This window comes from Nocardia colli (assembly GCF_008704205.1).
GTDB lineage: Bacteria > Actinomycetota > Actinomycetes > Mycobacteriales > Mycobacteriaceae > Nocardia > Nocardia colli.
The window spans coordinates 89037-107543 of sequence record NZ_VXLC01000017.1 but is presented as its reverse complement, the minus strand read 5'-3'; the positions used below and the strand labels follow the sequence as shown (position 1 = coordinate 107543).

Annotated in this window: 20 protein-coding genes; 5 read left to right on the top strand and 15 right to left on the bottom strand. The window is 68.4% G+C overall.

Going from position 1 to position 18507, the window contains the following annotated elements:
• Nucleotides 1–23: 23 nt before the first annotated feature.
• Complete coding sequence (locus F3087_RS31740; protein ID WP_150405780.1) at nucleotides 24–2600, bottom strand: DNA translocase FtsK; 2577 nt, start codon at nucleotides 2598–2600, stop codon at nucleotides 24–26.
• Between the two features lie 224 nt (nucleotides 2601–2824).
• Nucleotides 2825–3448 carry a TIGR03085 family metal-binding protein gene (locus F3087_RS31735; RefSeq protein ID WP_191094235.1) on the bottom strand — a complete coding sequence of 208 codons (624 nt, stop codon included), beginning with the start codon at nucleotides 3446–3448 and terminating at the stop codon, nucleotides 2825–2827.
• 173 nt (nucleotides 3449–3621) lie between these two features.
• Here F3087_RS31735 and F3087_RS31730 point away from each other — a divergent pair, with 173 nt between their 5' ends.
• Both F3087_RS31730 and F3087_RS31725 read left to right on the top strand, forming a co-directional pair.
• Entirely contained in the window at nucleotides 3622–3990 is a 369-nt protein-coding gene (locus F3087_RS31730; protein WP_150405778.1) for a DUF4189 domain-containing protein, read from the top strand.
• 29 nt (nucleotides 3991–4019) lie between these two features.
• Nucleotides 4020–4580: a hypothetical protein gene (locus F3087_RS31725; RefSeq protein ID WP_150405777.1), complete on the top strand. Its 561-nt coding sequence runs from the start codon at nucleotides 4020–4022 to the stop codon at nucleotides 4578–4580.
• Nucleotides 4581–4640: 60 nt separating this feature from the next.
• Here the strand turns inward: F3087_RS31725 and F3087_RS31720 are convergent, their stop codons facing one another.
• Nucleotides 4641–6680 (bottom strand): ribonuclease J, encoded by a 2040-nt coding sequence (locus F3087_RS31720; RefSeq protein ID WP_150405776.1) that lies wholly within the window; start codon nucleotides 6678–6680, stop codon nucleotides 4641–4643.
• A 142-nt stretch (nucleotides 6681–6822) separates the two neighbouring features.
• Nucleotides 6823–7731, bottom strand: coding sequence for a 4-hydroxy-tetrahydrodipicolinate synthase (gene dapA, locus F3087_RS31715; protein ID WP_150405775.1), 909 nt, complete (start codon nucleotides 7729–7731; stop codon nucleotides 6823–6825).
• A gap of 147 nt (nucleotides 7732–7878) precedes the next feature.
• Here dapA and F3087_RS31710 point away from each other — a divergent pair, with 147 nt between their 5' ends.
• Entirely contained in the window at nucleotides 7879–8322 is a 444-nt protein-coding gene (locus tag F3087_RS31710) for a hypothetical protein (RefSeq protein WP_150405774.1), read from the top strand.
• Here F3087_RS31710 and F3087_RS31705 read toward each other — a convergent pair whose 3' ends face one another.
• The 7 genes from F3087_RS31705 to dapB all read right to left on the bottom strand — a co-directional run bounded on the left by F3087_RS31705 (nucleotide 8323) and on the right by dapB (nucleotide 14703).
• Complete coding sequence (locus F3087_RS31705; RefSeq protein ID WP_150405773.1) at nucleotides 8323–9522, bottom strand: winged helix-turn-helix domain-containing protein; 1200 nt, start codon at nucleotides 9520–9522, stop codon at nucleotides 8323–8325. It abuts the gene before it with no gap.
• A 45-nt stretch (nucleotides 9523–9567) separates the two neighbouring features.
• Nucleotides 9568–10587, bottom strand: coding sequence for a hypothetical protein (locus F3087_RS31700; protein WP_150405772.1), 1020 nt, complete (start codon nucleotides 10585–10587; stop codon nucleotides 9568–9570).
• Nucleotides 10580–11773: an ATP-binding protein gene (locus F3087_RS31695; RefSeq protein ID WP_223885497.1), complete on the bottom strand. Its 1194-nt coding sequence runs from the start codon at nucleotides 11771–11773 to the stop codon at nucleotides 10580–10582. The genes F3087_RS31700 and F3087_RS31695 overlap by 8 nt, the downstream gene beginning before the upstream one ends.
• An 86-nt stretch (nucleotides 11774–11859) precedes the next feature.
• Nucleotides 11860–12546: a response regulator transcription factor gene (locus F3087_RS31690; protein WP_150405770.1), complete on the bottom strand. Its 687-nt coding sequence runs from the start codon at nucleotides 12544–12546 to the stop codon at nucleotides 11860–11862.
• 165 nt (nucleotides 12547–12711) lie between these two features.
• Nucleotides 12712–13167, bottom strand: coding sequence for a flavodoxin family protein (locus F3087_RS31685; RefSeq protein WP_150405769.1), 456 nt, complete (start codon nucleotides 13165–13167; stop codon nucleotides 12712–12714).
• 257 nt (nucleotides 13168–13424) lie between these two features.
• A complete protein-coding gene (locus F3087_RS31680; protein ID WP_150405768.1) occupies nucleotides 13425–13934 on the bottom strand; it encodes a transmembrane protein 258 in 510 nt (169 codons plus the stop codon).
• Nucleotides 13935–13956: 22 nt separating this feature from the next.
• On the bottom strand, nucleotides 13957–14703 hold the full coding sequence (dapB, locus tag F3087_RS31675; protein ID WP_150405767.1) for a 4-hydroxy-tetrahydrodipicolinate reductase: 747 nt from the start codon (nucleotides 14701–14703) through the stop codon (nucleotides 13957–13959).
• 134 nt (nucleotides 14704–14837) lie between these two features.
• Between dapB and F3087_RS31670 the strand changes: the two genes are divergently transcribed.
• A complete protein-coding gene (locus F3087_RS31670) occupies nucleotides 14838–15662 on the top strand; it encodes an alpha/beta fold hydrolase (RefSeq protein ID WP_191094234.1) in 825 nt (274 codons plus the stop codon).
• On the opposite strand, the gene F3087_RS31665 is transcribed toward F3087_RS31670, so the two are convergent.
• The 3 genes from F3087_RS31665 to F3087_RS31655 are packed head-to-tail and all read right to left on the bottom strand — an operon-like array spanning nucleotide 15659 to nucleotide 16828.
• Nucleotides 15659–16084, bottom strand: a complete 426-nt coding sequence (locus F3087_RS31665) for a type II toxin-antitoxin system VapC family toxin (protein ID WP_150405765.1) — start codon at nucleotides 16082–16084, stop codon at nucleotides 15659–15661. The genes F3087_RS31670 and F3087_RS31665 overlap by 4 nt on opposite strands.
• Complete coding sequence (locus F3087_RS31660; protein WP_223885496.1) at nucleotides 16081–16377, bottom strand: type II toxin-antitoxin system Phd/YefM family antitoxin; 297 nt, start codon at nucleotides 16375–16377, stop codon at nucleotides 16081–16083. The genes F3087_RS31665 and F3087_RS31660 overlap by 4 nt, the downstream gene beginning before the upstream one ends.
• 28 nt (nucleotides 16378–16405) lie before the next feature.
• Nucleotides 16406–16828, bottom strand: a complete 423-nt coding sequence (locus F3087_RS31655) for a MarR family winged helix-turn-helix transcriptional regulator (RefSeq protein WP_150405764.1) — start codon at nucleotides 16826–16828, stop codon at nucleotides 16406–16408.
• Between the two features lie 91 nt (nucleotides 16829–16919).
• Here F3087_RS31655 and F3087_RS31650 point away from each other — a divergent pair, with 91 nt between their 5' ends.
• Nucleotides 16920–17351 carry a MarR family winged helix-turn-helix transcriptional regulator gene (locus F3087_RS31650; RefSeq protein ID WP_150405763.1) on the top strand — a complete coding sequence of 144 codons (432 nt, stop codon included), beginning with the start codon at nucleotides 16920–16922 and terminating at the stop codon, nucleotides 17349–17351.
• A gap of 9 nt (nucleotides 17352–17360) precedes the next feature.
• On the opposite strand, the gene F3087_RS31645 is transcribed toward F3087_RS31650, so the two are convergent.
• A complete protein-coding gene (locus F3087_RS31645) occupies nucleotides 17361–18473 on the bottom strand; it encodes an alcohol dehydrogenase catalytic domain-containing protein (protein ID WP_150405762.1) in 1113 nt (370 codons plus the stop codon).
• Nucleotides 18474–18507: the final 34 nt, after the last annotated feature.

Here is an 18507-nt window from a genome sequence, read left to right as displayed (position 1 = left end):
ACTTGCCGCCGTGCGGGATTCCCTTACTCCGACTCCTCCGGCGGCGGCTCCTCGCCACCACCACGGATGGTCCACAGCAGACCATCCAATTCGTCGGGCTTGATGAGAACGTCGCGAGCCTTGGAACCTTCGCTGGGGCCGACGACGCCGCGGGTTTCCATGAGATCCATGAGGCGGCCGGCCTTGGCGAAGCCGACGCGGAGTTTGCGTTGCAGCATGGACGTGGAGCCGAATTGGGAGGTGACGACCAGTTCGACGGCTTGGATGAAAACGTCGAGGTCGTCGCCGATGTCGGGGTCGACGTCCTTCTTCTCGCCCTGCTTGGCCGCGGTGACGCCCTCTTGGTATTCGGGCTCGGCCTGGTTCTTGGCGAAGTCGACGACGGCATGGATTTCTTCGTCGCTGATGAACGCGCCTTGCAGACGGGTCGGCTTGTTCGCGCCCATGGGCAGGAACAGTCCGTCGCCCATGCCGATCAGTTTCTCGGCGCCGGGCTGATCCAGGATGACCCGCGAGTCGGTCAACGACGACGTGGCGAAGGCCAATCGGGACGGCACGTTGGTCTTGATCAGGCCGGTGACCACGTCGACCGACGGGCGCTGGGTGGCCAGCACCAGGTGAATGCCTGCGGCGCGGGCCTTCTGGGTGATCCGCACGATCGCGTCCTCGACGTCGCGGGGCGCGGTCATCATCAGGTCGGCGAGCTCGTCGACGATGGCGAGGATGTACGGGTAGGGCCGGTACACCCGTTCGCTGCCGAGCGGCGCGGTGATCGCGCCGGACTTGACCTTCTTGTTGAAGTCGTCGATGTGGCGAACCTTGTTGGCCTGCATGTCCTGGTAGCGCTGCTCCATCTCCTCGACCAGCCAGGTCAGCGCGGCGGCCGCCTTCTTCGGCTGGGTGATGATGGGCGTGATCAGGTGCGGAATGCCCTCGTACGGCGTGAGTTCCACCATCTTCGGGTCGATCAGGATCATCCGGACCTCGTCCGGCGTGGCCCGGTGCAGCAGTGAGACCAGCATCGAGTTCACGAAACTCGACTTACCCGAACCGGTGGAGCCGGCGACCAGCAGGTGCGGCATCTTGGCCAGGTTCGCGGCGAGGTAGTCGCCCTCGATGTTCTTGCCGAGCCCGATCACCAACGGGTGGTGGTCGTTTCGGGTCGACGGCGCCTTGAGCACGTCGGCGAGGCGGACCAGTTCGCGATCGGAGTTGGGCACCTCGATGCCGACGGCGGACTTGCCGGGGATCGGCGCGAGCAGCCGAACATTCTCCGTGGCAACGGCATACGCGATATTGCGGGCCAGCGCGGTGATCTTCTCGACCTTCACGCCGGGTCCGAGTTCCACCTCGTAGCGGGTGACCGTCGGGCCGCGCACGAAACCGGTGACCGCGGCGTCGATCTTGAACTGCACCAGCACCTCGGTGATCGCCTCGATCATCGATTCGTTGGCGGCACTGCGCTTCTTGGGCGGGTCGCCGTCGGTCAGCAGGGACATCGGCGGCAGCACGTAGTCGCCCTCGACCTCGCGATCGGCGACGAATTCGAGCTGCTTGGGCGGCGGCGGGGTCTGGTCCTCGACCTTCGGGACCGGGCGCTGCTTCTTCGGTTTCGGCTTGGCGGCAGGCTCTTCCGTCGCGATCGGCTTGGCGTCCTGCAACGGCGGCTCGCCGATCACCTCGGTCACCGCGTCGGGATCGCCGAACTCGTCGGGCGGGTAGTTCTCCACCGGCGTGCGACCGCGGCGCTTGGCCTTGGCGGAGTGCAGCGGGAACCCGTCGGCGTCGTATTTGGCCGGGTCGTACCCGTATTCGCCCTCGTACTCACCGTATTCGTCGCCACCGCTGCCGGTGCCGAAGTACTCCCGCAGTCGAGCGGGCACCTCGCGCACCGTCGTGCCGGTCAGCAGCAGCACACCGAAGACGATGGCCAGCAACAGAATCGGCACCGACAGCCACGCGGTGAGCCCGTTGGTGAGCGGCCCGCCCACCACGAAACCGACGAAACCCGCTGCGCGCGAACGCCCGTGCGGATCGGTCGGCGCGCCGGCGATGACGTGCCACAGCCCGAGCACCGGCAGGCCGACCAGCAGCCCGCCGAGCACCAGCCGCGGCCGGATCTCCGGATGCGCCTCGGTCCGCATCAGAACGACGGCGATCCCGGTGGCCACGAACGGTAGTCCGGCCGAGGCCGAGCCGGACACGGCCCGGATGGCTTCGCCCACCCAGTGCCCCACCGGACCGCCTGCCGAGAGCCACACCGCGGCCGCGATCACCGCGCTCAACGCGATCAGGGCCAGCGCGATGCCGTCGCGACGATGGCCGTGCTCGATCTCCCCCGCCTTGCTCAGCGTCCGCGTGGTGGCGCCGAGGCCGCGCGCGAGCATGTTCCAGCCGCTGCTGATGCCGCGGCTCAGCACCGCGAGCGGCGCGGTGTTCGACTTGCGCCGAACCGGCCTGCGCGCGGGTGGGCGGCGGGCCCGAGGGGTCGTCGTGGTGCGGGGCGTTGCCGAACGAGACCGAGCCGCCGTGGTCCGTCCCCGCGCCGATCCCGCCCGCGCCCGAGTAGTCGTCGTGGTGCTGCGGGACTTACCTGCCATGGACCCAGGCTAGCCGCAAACGCCCCTCACAGACCATCCGCAACACTGGTATCGCACGTCTCATCAGTGCCCAACTGTGCAGATGCCCAGGTCGCCGATGATCCGACAGCGCACGCCCCCAGAGGCCGATCCTGCGTGTCGAACCCGACCGGTCGGGCCTGAAGCGTGGCGAGCAAACCGTCTGTTCGGGCAAGCCGCGACCGGCCTGCCCGGTGAGCGAACAGTCAGACGGAGCGATCCAGCGTCAAAACGGCCTGCACGGCCTCGGGAGTGCCGGTGGTCTCGATCCGAACCTCGTTCCGCCCGAACGAGTGCAGCAGCAGCTCCGACGGTGCCCCGGTCAGCACCACTTCCTCGCCCGATTTCGACCGAACGACCGCACGGCGCTCGTCCAGCGTTTCCAGCACGACCTGCACCGGCGAATTCCGGTAGGACCGTCGCGCCATCCGCCGGACCAGCTGCCAGTACCGGTCCTCGTCCACCTGCGACAGCGCACGCGGCTCCCAGCCGGGACTGCCGCGCCGCACGTCCTCGTGGTGCACGAACATCTCGGTCAGATTCGCGATCGCGTCGATCGGCCGCAGCGGCGACCACCACGGCGGCCCGGTCCGGACCAGTTCCAGCAGCTCGGGGAAGGGCCGGCTCGCCGTTTTGGCCTGCACGCCGTCGAGATACCCGGCGAACGGCTTCAGCATGATGCCCGGCGCGGCATCCGGGCGCCGCTCGCGAACCACCAAGTGCGCGGCGAGGTCTCGCACCGTCCAGGTGCCACACAGCGTCGGCGCCTCCGGCCCGACCGCGGTCATGGTCTCGACGAGCTTCTGACGTTCCCGCTGCGCGATGCTCACCCCCTGAACATACCGACCAGCGCGGGGATGCCCACCCCGGCGTCGCGGACATCGACACGCGAGACCCCCGAATTCTTGGGTAGCGCAATGAGTGTTCGCTATGTACCTTGTCACTCGGTCCATCGGGTCGTGGGCCTAAATACAAGAAGGGCAAATTCCCTGTGAAGAAGTTTATGACTGGTGCAGCCGTCGTGGCCGCCGCAGGTTGCGCGCTGGCTATCAGCGCGCCTGCCGCGCAAGCCAAGGCGTACAACTACGGCGCGATCGCACTGTCCACCTCCACCGGACTGATCGGGTACTCCTACGACTACCCCGATTCCGGTTCCGCGCAGGCGCGGGCGGTCCGCAGCTGCGGCGCGAGCGATTGCGAGACGGTGGTCTGGTTCGCCAACGGCTGTGGGGCGGTGGCCTATTCGAGCCGGACCGGCGACTACAGCTGGGGTTACGCCGCGTCGCGCAGCGGCGCGCAGAGCAAGGCACGGGCGAACAACTCCTCCGACGCCTACATCGTGCACTGGAACTGCACATCCAACCACGGCTGATGTCCGCGAATCGATTCAGGGGAAACATCGTGAAACACCGCACTTTCCGGACCGCCGTGGCCGTCGTGCTGACCGCCGCCGCGTGCACGCTCACCGCCTGCGCCTCCGGCGACAAGGAGTCCTCGTCGCCGAGCACCACCGCCAACGCCGACACCAAGCCCGGCGAGCTGCAGGGCGGAAGTGACAAGGGCGACAAGGAGACCGGCTCCGCGCCGACCACCCCGTCCTCGCCGGCCCTGGCCAAGCCTTCGACCCAGCAGCTGAACGACCGCCTGACCAAGGCGTTCGATCCGAACGTGCCGAACAAGGAGAAGATCAGCTGGATCCAGGCCGCCGAGCAGGATCCGTACCTGGTCGCCAACCTGGTCGACGCCGCCAAGAAGCAGGGCGTCAAGGTCGAGATCACCAAGGTGAACGACCCCACCGACGGCAAGCTGAAGGCCGACGCGAAGGTCACCATCAACGGCTCCCCGGTCGACGGCGCGTTCGTCTCGTTCGTCTCCGAGGGCGGCGAGTGGAAGGTCGACCACACCTTCGCCTGCAACATCGTCAAGAGCGCGAAGATCGATTCCGCGGCTTGCGAGGAATGAGCTAGCCCAAACGAAAAGCGCCGGAGGCCAATGGCTTCCGGCGCTTTTCGGTGTTCGGAGTCAGACGCCGATCACCGTGGGCACGATCATCGGACGACGACGGTAGGTGTCGGCGACCCAGCGACCCACGACGCGCCGCACGCTCTGCGCGATCCGATGGATATCGGTGACGCCCTCGGTCGCCAGCCGCTGCAACTCCGCCTCGACCAGTTCGGCCGCGTCGGACAGCGCCGTCGGATCGTCGGAGAAACCGCGTCCGCTGACCTCCGGCGCGCTCACCGCCTTGCCGGTGGTCTCGTCGATCGCGACGGTGATCGAGATGAAACCACCCTCGCCGAGCACCAGCCGGTCCGACAGCGTCGATTCGCCGACGTCGCCGACCGAGAGGCCGTCGACGTACACGTGCCCGACCGGCACCCGCCCGACGATCGAGGCGATGCCGTCGACCAGGTCGACCACGACGCCGTCCTCGGCGAGCATGACCCGGTCCTCCGGCACGCCGGTGGCGATGGCCAGCGCGGCGTTGGCGCGCAGGTGCCGCCATTCGCCGTGCACGGGCATCGCATTGGTCGGGCGCACCGCGTTGTACAGGTACAGCAGCTCGCCCGCGGACGCGTGCCCGGAGACGTGCACCTTGGCGTTCTGCTGGGTGATCACCGTGGCGCCGAGCCGGGCCAGGCCGTTCACCACCGCGAACACCGAGTTCTCGTTGCCCGGGATGAGCGAGGACGCCAGCACCACGAGATCGTCCTCGCGGATGTTGATCTGGCGGTGATCACCGCGCGCCATCCGGGACAGCGCCGAGAGCGGCTCGCCCTGCGAACCGGTCGAGATCAGCACCAAGCGATCGCCGGGCAGGGTCGCGGCCTGGTCGAGGTCCACGACCACGCTCTCCGGCACGGTCAGGTAGCCGAGATCCTGCGCGATCTGCATATTGCGGACCATCGAACGACCGACGAAGCAGATCCGCCGGTTGTACTTCTGGGCCACGTCGACGACCTGCTGGATGCGGTGCACATGGCTGGCGAACGAGGCGACGATCACCCGGTTGCGCGCCTTGCCGATCACCGTGTCGAGCACGCCGCCGATTTCGCGTTCCGGCGTGACGAAGCCGGGCACCTCGGCGTTGGTGGAGTCCACCAGGAACAGGTCGACGCCCTCGTCGCCGAGCCGGGAGAAACCGGCCAGGTCGGTGAGGCGGCCGTCCAGCGGCAGCTGGTCGAGCTTGATGTCACCGGTGTGCAGCACGACGCCCGCGGGGGTGCGGATGGCGACGGCGAGCGCGTCCGGGATGGAGTGGTTGACCGCGAAGTACTCGCAGTCGAACGGGCCGTGGTTGGTGTGCTGGCCCTCGATGACCTCGATCAGCTTCGGCTGCTGGCGGTGCTCCCGGCACTTCGCCGCGACCAGCGCGAGGGTGAACTTGGAACCGACCACCGGAATGTCGGCGCGCAGCCGCAGCAGGAACGGGACCGCGCCGATGTGATCCTCGTGACCGTGCGTGAGCACGACCGCGACCACGTCGTTGATCCGGTGCTCGATCGGCCGGAAGTCGGGCAGGATCAGGTCGACGCCAGGCTGCTGGTCCTCGGGGAACAGCACGCCGCAGTCGACGATGAGCAGCTTGCCGCCGTACTCGAAAACGGTCATGTTGCGGCCGATTTCGCCGATGCCGCCGAGCGCGAAGATGCGCAGGCCGTTCTTGGCCAGCTTCGGCGGGGCGCCGAGGCGATCGTGCGCGAGCGCCGCGGCGCGCGGATCCTGTTGCGGCGCGGACTGTTCGCCGCGTCCACGACCGGACTGCTGGCGGCCGCCGCGACCGGACTTGCGGGCCTGCTGGCCGTTTTGCGGCGCTTCGGCGCGCGGGGCGCTCTGCTTGGCCGGCGCGGACTTCTTCGCCGCCGACTTGCGCGGCTGCGTGGTCTTCACCGCGGCGGGCTCGGACGTGGTCGCCGGGGGCGGCACCTCCGCCTGCACGGCGACTTCGGGCTGGGCCACAGGCTTTTCGACCCGCTTGGGCTGCTCGGCCGGGGCCGGCGGCGGCGGGCCCGCGGTGCGGGAGGCAGTCCGCCGGGGACGACGTGCGACAGGCTCAGTCATGCCTGCACCTCGCTGGCGCTCGGTTCCGGCCTGACTGGCGTCGCTGTGTCGATGATTCGCTCGCTGCGCTCCCTCATCGGCACCTCTATGCACTGGTTATTTAGCTCGCTCTGCTGTGTGGTGATTCGCTCGCTCCGCTCTCTCATCCGAGCACCCCCGCTGCCCGTAGATCGGCAGCAAGGAACTCGAGTTGTTCAGGGTTCGGCATCAACTGCGGCAACCGCGGCTCACCCGCGTCGACCCCGAGCAGGCGGAGGCCGCCTTTGCTCATCGCGACACCGCCCAAACGGAACATCGCGGAGTTCAATGGCACCAGGCCGGCGTTGATCTCGCGGGCGCGGGCGACCGCGCCCGCGGTGTAGGCAGTGAGCAGCTCACGCAGCCGCTCGGGGACGAGATGTCCGATGACGCTGATGAATCCGGTCGCGCCGATCGACAGCCAGGGCAGGTTCAGCGTGTCGTCGCCGGAGTAGAAGGCCAGGTCGGTGTTCGCGATCAGGTCCGCGCCGGCGTTCAGGTCGCCCTTGGCGTCCTTCACCGCGACGATGCGCGGATGCTCGGCCAGGCGGCGGATGGTGTCGCTGGCGATCGGCACCACCGAGCGCGGCGGAATGTCGTAAAGGGTGACCGGCAGGTCGGTAGCGTCGGCGACCGCGGTGAAGTGCGCGAGCAGGCCCTCCTGCGAGGGACGCGAGTAGTACGGCGTCACCACCAGCAGGCCGTGCGCGCCGGCTCGCTGGGCGTTGCGGGCCAGTTCGATGGAATGCGCGGTGTCGTAGGTGCCCGCGCCCGCGATCACGGTCGCCCGGCTGCCGACGGCGTCGACGACGGCGCGGAGCAGGTCCGCCTTTTCCTGTTCGGTGGTGGTCGGCGACTCGCCGGTGGTGCCGGAGATCGCGAGCAGGTCGACACCGCGATCGACCAGGCGGGCCGCGAGCGCGACCCCGGCATCGACGTCGAGCTTGCCGTCGGCACTGAAGGGGGTCACCATCGCGACACCGACCGTGCCGGACGCGCGCAGCTCGTTCTGCGTCGATTCACCGTTCGTCATGGTCAGAAAGGCTACCCGGTCGAAGGAACGCCCTCGACACCGTCGCCACCGAATCGACCGGCCGGTTCGGCGCGTGGTCACCCACGACATGACCGTGATGTCATTCCCGTCCTTGCGTGACATCAAATATGACGCCACACTGATGTCATGGATCTGAACAAGTACACCGCCCGCCTGCGCGAGGACCTGATCGCGGCCGCCGCCCTCGGCGACGAGAAGACCCAGGCCACCGCGGCGGCGCTGGCCGCGGCGACGGAGAGCTCGGCCCGATTGGTGCTACTTTCCGCGCTGTCCGACCTCGCCGCCGAACTCAGCACCGAACTGGGTGACCGCACGGTGCACCTCTCCTTCGACGGCACCGAGGCCAAGGTCGACCTGCGCAAGAAGTCGTCCGCGGACGACCATCCGACCTTCGACGAGATGACCGGCGACATCAGCCGCGTCACCCTGCGACTGGTCGAAACCCTGAAGTCCAAGGCCGAAGAGGCTGCCGCACAGAGCAACCAGTCGCTGAACTCCTGGTTGTCCGGTGCGGTCTCGGGTGCCCTGCGCGACCAGATGCGCGGCTACGGGCAGAAACGTGACGTCTGATCAGAGGAACGGGGCGAGATTGCCCTTGGAGCCGATGACCACCTTGTCCAGTTCGAGCCAGTCGGCCATCTCACGCAACGACTCGGTGAGCGCGTGCGCGGTGGCGGGGGTGTCGTAGCCGGGTTCTGCGAAGGCTGCGGGGACCGAGAGCCGGCCTGCGGCGCGTTCGGCGCGCAGATCGACCCGGCCGACCAGCTCGCCGTTCAACAGGAACGGGAAGACGTAATAACCGTGCACCCGTTTGGGTTCCGGCGTATAGATCTCCAGCCGGTAGTGGAAGTCGAAGAGTCGTTCGGTGCGGGCGCGGAAGAAGATCAGCGGGTCGAACGGGCACAGCAGAGCCGCGCCTTCGACGCGGCGCGGGATCGGCGTGCCCTCGCGCAGGTAGGCGGGTTTGTCCCAGCCGTCGACCTGGACCTGGTGTAGCTCGCCCGCATCGATGAGATCGGCGATGGCCGGTTCGGTCTGGCTGCGCTGCAGCCGGTAGTAGTCGCGCAGGTCGGTCTCGGTGCCGATGCCGTGCGCGGTGGCCGCGCGCAGCATCAGTTCACGGATCGCGTCCTCCTCGGAAACGGTGCGCGCCAAGATATCCGGCGGGATCACCCGTTCGGCCAGGTCGTAGTACCGGGCGAAGCTGACCCGCTTGTCGATCGACAGCGCACCGGCGGCGAACAGCTGCTCGCAGATCGTCTTGGTGTCGCTGAGGTTCCACCAGGAACCGCCGCCGCGCGGCTTGTCCAGTTCCAGATGCCGTTCGACGTCGCCTGCGGTGCACGGACCGACCTCGGTGAGCACATCCAGAATGTCGTTGCCCAGGGTGGGATTACGCTCGACCACCTTGGTAGCGGCCGACCAGCGGCCGTTCTCGAACCGCCGCATCCGCCAGCGCATCAGCGGCCAGTCCTCGACCGGGATCAGCGCGGCCTCGTGCGCCCAGTACTCCACCAGCCGCCGCGGCCGCCGCGCGTTGTGGCTCCACGCCGCGTCCTCCAGCAGCGACCGGTCGTAGGCGCCGATCCGGCTGAATACCGGCGCGTAGTGCGCCCGCACCACCGCCGACACCGAATCCAATTGCAGCAGTTGCGTTTTCTCCACCACGCCGAGCACCGAGCGCCGGGTGGCGCGTGCCGGTTTCCGCGCCGTGAAACCCTGCGCCGCCAACGCGATCCGCCGCGCCGCCGCGACACTGAACTTCCGCATCCCTGCAATATGCCACGGGGGTCCGACAAGCTCTGCCGCGCCGGTCTAAGTGGAGATCTTGATGCTTCCGGCGGCGTCGATCTCGGTGCGGCGGTCCTGGTCGGGGGCGTTGGCCAGGACGGTGGCGAGGATGCGGCGGCCCATGGGCAGCACCCGGACGGTGACCGAGCCCGCGTTGGCGGCGTCCAATTCCTTTGTCGCGGCTTCGATTACCTGCTGACGGACCCAGCGGGGCACGCCGGCGAAACCGCCGTCGTCGAGCAGCACCACCTCGACGCCGCGCGAACGCGCGCCGCGGGCGGCGCTGCTGAGTTCGTCGGTGACCAGTTGCGGGGCACGCAGACCGTCGCGCAGTTCGGCTTCGAGTAATCGGCACTGTTCGCGTTCGGTGGCGGTGAGTTCGACGCCGTCGGCTATGCGTTCCAGGATCGGCCTGGCCACCTTGTCCAGGCGGGCCAGCTGGCGATCGCGTTCGCCGTTCTCCGCGGCCATGGTGGCCTCGGCGGCGGCGCGCATCGTCGACTCCTCGCGCAGCAACCGCAACGAGCGTTGCGTCGGCCGCATGATCACCGCGAACAGCGAGACACCGGCGACCGTGGCGATCGGCACGATCGAGCCGGCGATCACCTCGCCGCGCAGCCCGTTCACCACGCCGACGGTCGCGATCACGGCCGCGACGCCACCGACCCCGAGCCACGCCGCGCCCAATCGGCCGCGCAGCACGAGCACCGCGAGCACATAGGACGACGCGAACGCGGTCCACACCTGCTTGGACCAGCCGTGTTCGGCCTCGAACGAGGTGAGCGCGGTGGCCAGCGGTCCGGACGCGGCCACGAAGATCGTGGCCGGCAGCGGCAGCGGATCGACCGGGATGACCAGCACCAGCACGCCGGCCGCGGCCAGCAGCACCAAGGCGGTCACCGCCGCGATCAGCGGCGAATCGCCGAAGTTGCGAACCATATACAGCACGATGGTCGCCTGCAGGATGAGCAGGAACAGCCCGGCCGCCGGATCCCGCAGTCCGAGCAGATCGCGCAGCCCGAATTCGGTATCCGGGTCAGCCATCGCTACCCCACACCAGCGTCACCGTGGTGCCCTCGCCGGGCTGCGACTCCACGAAACCCGCGCCGCCGGCCAGCTGACGCATCCGGCCGAGGATGCTCACCGAGATGCCGAGGCGGTCGGCTGGCACCACACCCAGATCGAAACCCGCACCGTCATCGCGGAATACGACCCGGATGCCGCCGGCGCTGATGGTCACCGTGACGGTGCGCTGCACCTCCCGGCCGGGCACGGTCGCGTGGCGCAGGCTGTTGCGCACCGCTTCGGTGAGCGCGGCGGCGATGGTGCCCGCGGCGTCCACCGGCAGGCGCAGGTCGTCGAATCCGGACCAGCGCCGCGCGGTGAAGCGGATGCCGGGGTTGACCTCGTGCACCGCCGAACGCAGGAACCCGGTGGCGGACTGCGCGTCCAGCCGATTCGGTTCGACGTCGCCGACCCGGCATTCGTCGAGTTGTTCCAGCGTCCGCTCGGCCTGTCTGCGCAGCACCGGCGAGTCGGTGCCCGCCCGGGACGCGTCGAGCAGCGTGGACAGCACCGCGTCGTGGATCAGCGCGGCGAAACGTGCGCGTTCCCGATCACGAGCCGCGGCGCCGGCCACCGCCGCCGCACGCCTGCTCTCGATCGCCGACTCCCGGTCCACCCGGTCGGCGGCGGCCTTCGCGTAGATGGCGCACCACAGGAACAGCGCGCACAGTCCGGCCGCGCGAACGAAATCGCCGGCCCACACCACGGGCGTCGAGTCCGGCAGCACGAAGGCATTGGCGAACGCCGACAGCGCCGCACCGATCACCAGGTAGATCACCGCGAACAGCGGCCGCCAGGCCAGCACGGCCGCGAGCACGCCGAGCGCGAGCACCCGATACAGCCACACCGAGGAGGCCTCGGGCATCGGATCCGGATACGCGAACGGGATCACCGCCATCGCGGCGAGGAAACTCACCGCCGCCGCACCCGAAACCAGTTGGATCAGTTGCCGGCTCGACGCGATCGACACCGCGGCCAGCACCGGGAACAACCCGAACGCCAAGACCACCGTGAGGATCGTCCAGCCGCCCGCGATCAGCCGGCTCTGGTCGGCGATCTCCGGCAGTTCCACCACCGCGACGATCACGCCGGCGATCCCGATCGCCAACCCGAAGCGACGCAGAATTCGATCGGACGCGCCCTCGTACCCACTCTGTTTGGACACCGGAGCCGCACCCCTGCGCCAACGGCTCGGGGCGATGCGCTCGAGTGACACAGTAGGGGTCGGGGTGTCCAGCATGCTGGACGCAGTCATCCGCGTGGATGCCGCTCGGGCACCGGAAGCCATCCGTCCTCCACTGCCCGCTTGTACAGGTCGGTCTTGGTCGGCGCCGGGCGGCCCGCGTCGGCGTACTTCTGCCGGATGCGACCGAGGTAGTCGTTGACCGTCTGTTCGGACAGACCGGTCAATCGCGCTACCCGGGAAGCCTTCTCGCCGGACGCGTACAGCGTGAGCACCTCTTCCTGACGCGGGCTGAGCCCGACGTCGGACAGCTGCGGGTCGCCGTCGATGGCGGCGGCCCAGTCGGTGGTCACCACCTGTTCGCCGGAACCCGCGCGGCGCACGGCGGCGACCACGGTCTGCACGTCCTCGGACTTGCGCACCACGCCGAGCACACCGGCCCGCGCGGCGGACCGCACGAGGAACGCGTTGTCCGCGCCGGTGAAGATCAGTACCTCGATGCCACGGTCACGCAGGGCGCGCACGTTGTCCTCGGGCGTCGACCCGTCGGCCAGGCGCAGGTCGAGCACGACCAGATCCAGTTGCGGTAGATCCTGAGCGGCGGCCAATAACTCGGGCACCGTGCCTGCGGTCAGCACCAGGTCCAGATCGGGTTCGGGCGCGAGCATTGCGGCCAGTCCGATCGCTACTGATTCGTGGTCTTCGACCACTCCGATCCGGCGCGGTGCGTTATTGCCCCCTTCGGCCAACGTCACCTGAAATCTCCATTCCCGAGCAAACTCGTCACATCCCCACCGCAACAACGTTCTGTCAGTATGCCGGGCCGAAGCACCGAATGGTCAGACACCAGAAATCGGGGCCGTCCCTAAATCCCAACCGGCAGAGATTGTCACTGCCAGCTATTTCGGGGACAAAAACTGTCAGTCGCCCATTAGTTGCGCGGCAATGGTCGCACCGAGCTCCCAGCAGCGCTGGATGTCGTCCTTGGTGGGTGGGCCGGACACGATGACCGGTGCGGCCGACTGTTGCCAGCCGAGGCCCGTGGTGACCCGTTCCACCCCGCGTTCGGCGCCCTCGGTGCCCTCGTTGCCGTGCAAGTAGAAACCGAAGGGCCGACCGGTGGTGGAGTCGAGACAAGGATAGTAGAAGGTGTCGAAGGCGTGCTTCAGCGCACCCGACATGTAGCCGAGATTCGCCGGGCTACCGAGCAGATATCCGTTGGCGGCCAACACATCCGAGGCGGTGACCGCGAGCGCCGCGCGGCGCACGACCTGCACGCCTTCGATCTCCGGATCGTTCGCGCCGGAGACCACCGCCTCGAACATGGCCTGCATGTGCGGGGACGGCGTGTGATGGATGATCAGCAGCTGCGCCACACGACGAGCTTAGGCTTCGGACGCGAAGTATTCCGCCACCGGTCTCGGCCGTCGGCCGATGCCGACCGTGAAATATCTTCGGACGTGAGCGAATTCACCAGATGACCGGCTCGCGCCCGATCGATTCGGCCGGCGACACGCCACGAACGTCGTAGTTGAAACCGTCACTACCGCGTCGAGTCGGCTAGTCGGTGAAATCTGCGGCCATCAGTGTTCGTAGAAACAGCGCAAATTGAGACGCGCGCCGCGCACCCCGTTCAGCGCGCTTGGTCGCGTTCGAGTTTTTCCAACGCGACGGCGCGGCGCATGGTGGCGCGGGCGCGGGTGCGGTCGCCGGCGTAGTCGTAGGCGCGGGCGAGGCGATAGGAGACCCGCCAGTTGTCCGGGTCTGCTTCCCATTCGGTTTTGACCTGGGCGAACAGTTCGTCGGCCGCGTCGCGTTCGATGCGGCCGGAGGGGCGGTGCGGCAGCTCGGAGACGTCGAGCTCGCCGCCCTCCTCGTGCATGCGCCGGGCTAGGCGCTGATGCGCCAGCGCGGCCTGCACGGTGGCGGCGACGACCCAGACGCCGACGAACGGCAGGATCAGCACGCCGATGCCGATCAGGATCGCCGCGACCCCGCCGGTGCCGATGAGACTGAACGCGATTCGGCCGAGCAGCAGGAAGTAGAAGCCGAGCACGAGGACCAGGACCGCGAGAAACGCGACGACCTTGACCACGTCCCGGTTCTGCTTGGCCCCGTCCGCGGCGGGGTCGGCGCCGTTCACGCCCGCACCTCGATGTGCTCGCTCACAGGTCGAGGAAGGGGTCGAGGCCGACGGTGAGGCCGGGGCGCTTGGCGATCTCGCGCACGCCGAGCAGCACGCCAGGGGCGAAGGAGGACCGGTCGATCGAGTCGTGCCGGATGGTGAGCGTCTCGCCCTGGGTGCCGAACAGCACCTCTTGGTGCGCGACCAGGCCGGCCAGGCGCACCGAGTGCACCCGCACGCCGTCGACGTCCGCGCCGCGCGCGCCGTCGAGTTCGGTGGTGGTGGCGTCGGGGCTGCGGCCGACACCGGCCTGCTCGCGGGCGGCGGCGATCAGGCCGGCGGTGCGGTAGGCGGTGCCGGAGGGCGCGTCGGCCTTGTTCGGGTGGTGCAGCTCGATGACCTCGACCGATTCGAAGAACCGGGCGGCCTGCTCGGCGAAGCGCATGGACAGCACCGCGCCGATGGCGAAGTTCGGCGCGATCAGCACGCCGGTGCCGGGGCTGCCGGCCAGCCAGCCGCGCACCTCGTCGAGCCGGGCGGCGTCGAAGCCGGTGGTGCCGACGACCGCGTGGATGCCGTTCTGCACCAGGAACTTCAGGTTCGCCATCACCACGTCTGGGTGGGTGAAGTCGACGACGACCTGCGCGTTCGCCACGGTGAACGCGTCGAGCGAGTCTTCCTTATCGACGGCGGCGACCAGTTCCAGATCGGCCGCCGCGTCTACCGCCGCACAGATGGCCTGTCCGACTTTGCCGCGCGCTCCGAGCACTCCGACCCGTGTGGTCACCGCACCTCCTCTTTCCGCTTTCGTCGGTGCCAGCCTATCGACCGGGCCGGGGCGGCGGTCTGCTGACCTCCATGATTTACATTGCTACATGCGCATGTTTGCGCATCGCCGATATCTCCCCTACCGTCACGGTCGTGGCGTCGATTCGGGAACGGGCAGCGATCTTCCTCGGTCAGCACGACCGCAAGAAACTCGATGCCGGACAACACAGTTGGCGCTACTACGCCGGCGGGGACGGCGATCCGGTGCTGCTGCTCGGCGGCGGTTCGGGGATCGGTATCGGCTGGCTCGATCTGGCGCCCGCGCTGACGCCGCGGTTCCGGACCATCGCGCCCGACTATCCGTCGAGTGCCGGTTCCTGTGCCGAGTTGGTCGACGGTCTGGTCGCGGCGCTCGATGCGGAGGGGGTCGATCGGGCGCATGTGGTCGGGCAGTCGGCGGGCGGCATGTTCGCGGAGCTACTTTCGCGGCGCGTGCCGGATCGGGTTCGGTCGCTTACCTTGTCGAGCACCGGGCTGTACGGGGCGGAGGATGTCGACCGGCTGCGGATGCGGGTCGAGACCACCTTGGCGACGCCGTGGCCGCAGACGCAGGAGGCGATTCGTACCGCGTTGCGGAGCACCTGGCAGGACTCCGAGGACGCGGAGTTCTGGATCGAGCAGGTGGTGACGGCCGGCGACGCGGCGGGCAGCGCCGGTGCCGCCAATTCCTATCGGCTGCTGCTCGAACTCGCCGAGGGCGTCGACGAGCTGATGCGGGGTCCCGCCTGGGCCGGACCCACGCTGCTCTTCCGCGCGGACGACGATCCGCTGATCACCACCACCCACGCCGGGCGCCTGCGCGCGCTGCACCCGGACTGCGATTTCCGTACGTTTCCCGACGGCGGGCACTCCCTGCTGATCAGCCGGACCGCCGACTACATCGGCACCGTGACGGATTTTCTCGTGCACCCCGACTAGTCACGCCATGGGCATACCACCGGCACTCCGGTCGGTACAAAGTGTTTGACGTTGCGCGTAACAATTTCGAGCCCATGTGATTCCGCGGTTGCGGCGATCAGCGCATCCGCCGCTTCAACGGGATTTCCGCTCCCCTCGGTTCGCGCCACCATCCGACCCCAGGCCTGCGCGACTACCCCATCCACCGATAGGAGGCGCCCCTCGAACCGGTCGATCAGCGACTCTGTCAGCCAATCCACCAGTCGCTGCTTCTTCGGTGAGTCCGCCATCTTCTCAATGCCCTTACGGATTTCTCCGAGGGTGATGACGCTGAGATGAAGCCGATCCTCGTCAGCGGTGTGGAGCCACAGACTCAGACCAGGATCGGGCCGGGGCTTCATCCATTCCGATACCGCACTCGTATCGAGCAGATAGCTCCTCACAGTTCGACGTCGCGTACATCCAGATGGATGCGTTCGATCTCGACACCGGAATCACGCAGCGGCGACGCCGCGAAAAACTCCGCGAGACTCCCCTGCCTGTTTGCCTTCTGCCGCCATTCATCGATGTGTACAACGACGGCGACCTCTCGCCCGTGCTTGCTGATCACCTGCGGTCCCTCCCGTTCTACCTTGTCGATCAACTCGGACAACCTGGCCTTCGCGTCGGCAAGGGGCCATGCGATATCAGGTCGCTCCGACCGCTTTCTGGCCATCTGATCACCCGTTTCGACCACTTTGACTACTCTGGTCACTTCAGACTAGCTAGCGGATCGCCTCGGCGCCAGCCATATTCGCGGCCATCTTTTCCAGCACCCGCATGGTCTCGGCGAACTGCTCGTCGGTGATGCCCTCGGCCAGCTGCCGGCGGCGCGCGCCGATCCGGATCCAGGCCTGGTCGTGCACCTCCCGGCCCGCGTCGGTCAGTGCGAGCGTGCCCCGTTCGTCGACGACCAGCCCCCTGGCGGCGACCGCCGCGAGTTCGGCGTCCCACTCCGCCGGGTCGGTCAAGAACGCGTCGAGCGCGGCGTAAAGCTCGGCCGACCGCTGCGGGCCGCCGGACAACGAGTGCAGGATCTGCCAGTGCCTGCGGCTGAGCTCGCCGGCGGCGAGATCCTCGTCGAACCGCTCGGTGATCAGTCGATCGAGTGCGACGAGCCAGTAACCGATGTGGCGTCGTACGGCCATTGTTCCTCCAAAAGCATGCATCTAGACAACTACATGTAATATGACATGCAGTGTCGGTGAATGGAAGAGCGCGACAAAGAGAAGGCCAGCGATGACGGAGCACGACGCGATCACCGAAGCCGTCGAAGCGGCGATGATCCGGATCCGGCGCAGACAGACCCGAGGGGCGCTGGCCGGCGACTCGCCGATCCCGGTGGCGCTGCATCGCGTCCTGGACGCGGTCGCCGCCACCGAATCCCCCACAGTCACCGCCCTTGCCCCCGCGCTGGGCGTCGATCAGCCGCGGGCCAGTCGCCTTGTCGCGCAGGCTGTTTCGCACGGACTGCTGGAACGCGTCGCCGACCAGCACGACGGACGCCGCGCCGTGCTCCGCCTCACCGGCGACGGGCAGCAGGCGATGGCGGCCGCGCGCACCGGGCGCCGCACGGCGATGGCGGCCGCGATGGCGGACTGGACCGCGACCGAACGCGCCGAATTCGCGCGCCTGCTGGAACGTTTCGTCGACGCGATGGACGCGCACTGACCACCCGGGTCAGTCGAAGACGATCACCTGTCGCAGCGCATGACCGGCGGCGAGTTCGTCCATGGCATGGTTGATTTCGTCCAGGCCGATATGCGCGGACACCAAACGCTCGACCGGCAGCCTGCCTTCGCGCCACATACCGACATAGGTAGGAATGTCGCGAGCAGGCACAGCCGAGCCCAGATAGCTGCCGACGATCGAACGCCCTTGCGCGACAAGCGCAAGCGGCGAAATGCTCGCCCGCGCGTCGGGCGCGGGCAGCCCGACGGTCACCGTGGTGCCACCGGGCGCCGTTGCCGCGACGGCGGTTTCGAAGGCGCGGATGTTGCCCGCGGCCTCGACCACGATCTCCGCCTGCACACCCAGCTCGGCCACCTGCGCCGGCGTGTAAGCCGCGGTAGCGCCCAGTTCCGTTGCCAAGGTGAGCTTTTCCGGAACCGTATCCACGGCGATGACCTCCCGGCCGTCCGCCGCCAACGACACCGCGACCAGCACCGCCGCCATGCCGACCCCGCCGAGCCCGACCACCATGATCCGGTCCCCCGGCCCCGGCTTCGCCGAATTCAGCAGCGCGCCACCACCGGTCAGCACCGCGCACCCGAGCACCGCCGCCACCTCGGGCGGCACGTCGTCGTCCACCGGAACCACCGATCGGCGGTCCACCACCGCGTGGGTCGCGAAGGCGGACACCCCCAGATGATGGTGCACCGCATGGCCGTCGCGCGTCAGCCGGCGCCCACCGCCGAGCAGTTCGCCCGCATTGTTGGCGACACTGCCCGGAATGCACGGCGTCCGGCCGTCGGTCGCACAGCCGGCGCATTCACCGCAGCGCGGCAGGAAGGTCATCACCACGCGCTGCCCGACCGCGAGATCGCTACCGCCGGGACCGATCGCCTCGACCCGTCCCGCCGCCTCGTGCCCGAGCAGCATCGGCACCGGCCGCACCCGATTACCGTCGACCACCGACAGGTCCGAATGGCACAGCCCGGCCGCTTCGATCCGGACCAGCAGCTCACCCGCCCCGGGCTCGCCGAGCTCCAGCTCACCCACACTGATCGGCGCCGATTCGGCGAACGGCACGGGCGCCGCGATCCGCTCCAGGACCGCCCCACGAATCTTCATTCCGCCGACGCTACCGTCCGCACTGTCCCAGGCA

What these genes read in the sequence shown, in the direction of transcription:
- F3087_RS31740 (WP_150405780.1), bottom strand. Translation starts at nt 2,600, where the DNA reads ATGGCAGGTAAGTCCCGCAGCACCACGACGACTACTCGGGCGCGGGCG.
- F3087_RS31730 (WP_150405778.1), top strand. Translation starts at nt 3,622, where the DNA reads ATGACTGGTGCAGCCGTCGTGGCCGCCGCAGGTTGCGCGCTGGCTATC.
- F3087_RS31720 (WP_150405776.1), bottom strand. Translation starts at nt 6,680, where the DNA reads ATGACTGAGCCTGTCGCACGTCGTCCCCGGCGGACTGCCTCCCGCACC.
- dapA (WP_150405775.1), bottom strand. Translation starts at nt 7,731, where the DNA reads ATGACGAACGGTGAATCGACGCAGAACGAGCTGCGCGCGTCCGGCACG.
- F3087_RS31710 (WP_150405774.1), top strand. Translation starts at nt 7,879, where the DNA reads ATGGATCTGAACAAGTACACCGCCCGCCTGCGCGAGGACCTGATCGCG.
- F3087_RS31705 (WP_150405773.1), bottom strand. Translation starts at nt 9,522, where the DNA reads ATGCGGAAGTTCAGTGTCGCGGCGGCGCGGCGGATCGCGTTGGCGGCG.
- F3087_RS31700 (WP_150405772.1), bottom strand. Translation starts at nt 10,587, where the DNA reads ATGGCTGACCCGGATACCGAATTCGGGCTGCGCGATCTGCTCGGACTG.
- F3087_RS31655 (WP_150405764.1), bottom strand. Translation starts at nt 16,828, where the DNA reads ATGGCCGTACGACGCCACATCGGTTACTGGCTCGTCGCACTCGATCGA.
- F3087_RS31650 (WP_150405763.1), top strand. Translation starts at nt 16,920, where the DNA reads ATGACGGAGCACGACGCGATCACCGAAGCCGTCGAAGCGGCGATGATC.
- F3087_RS31645 (WP_150405762.1), bottom strand. Translation starts at nt 18,473, where the DNA reads ATGAAGATTCGTGGGGCGGTCCTGGAGCGGATCGCGGCGCCCGTGCCG.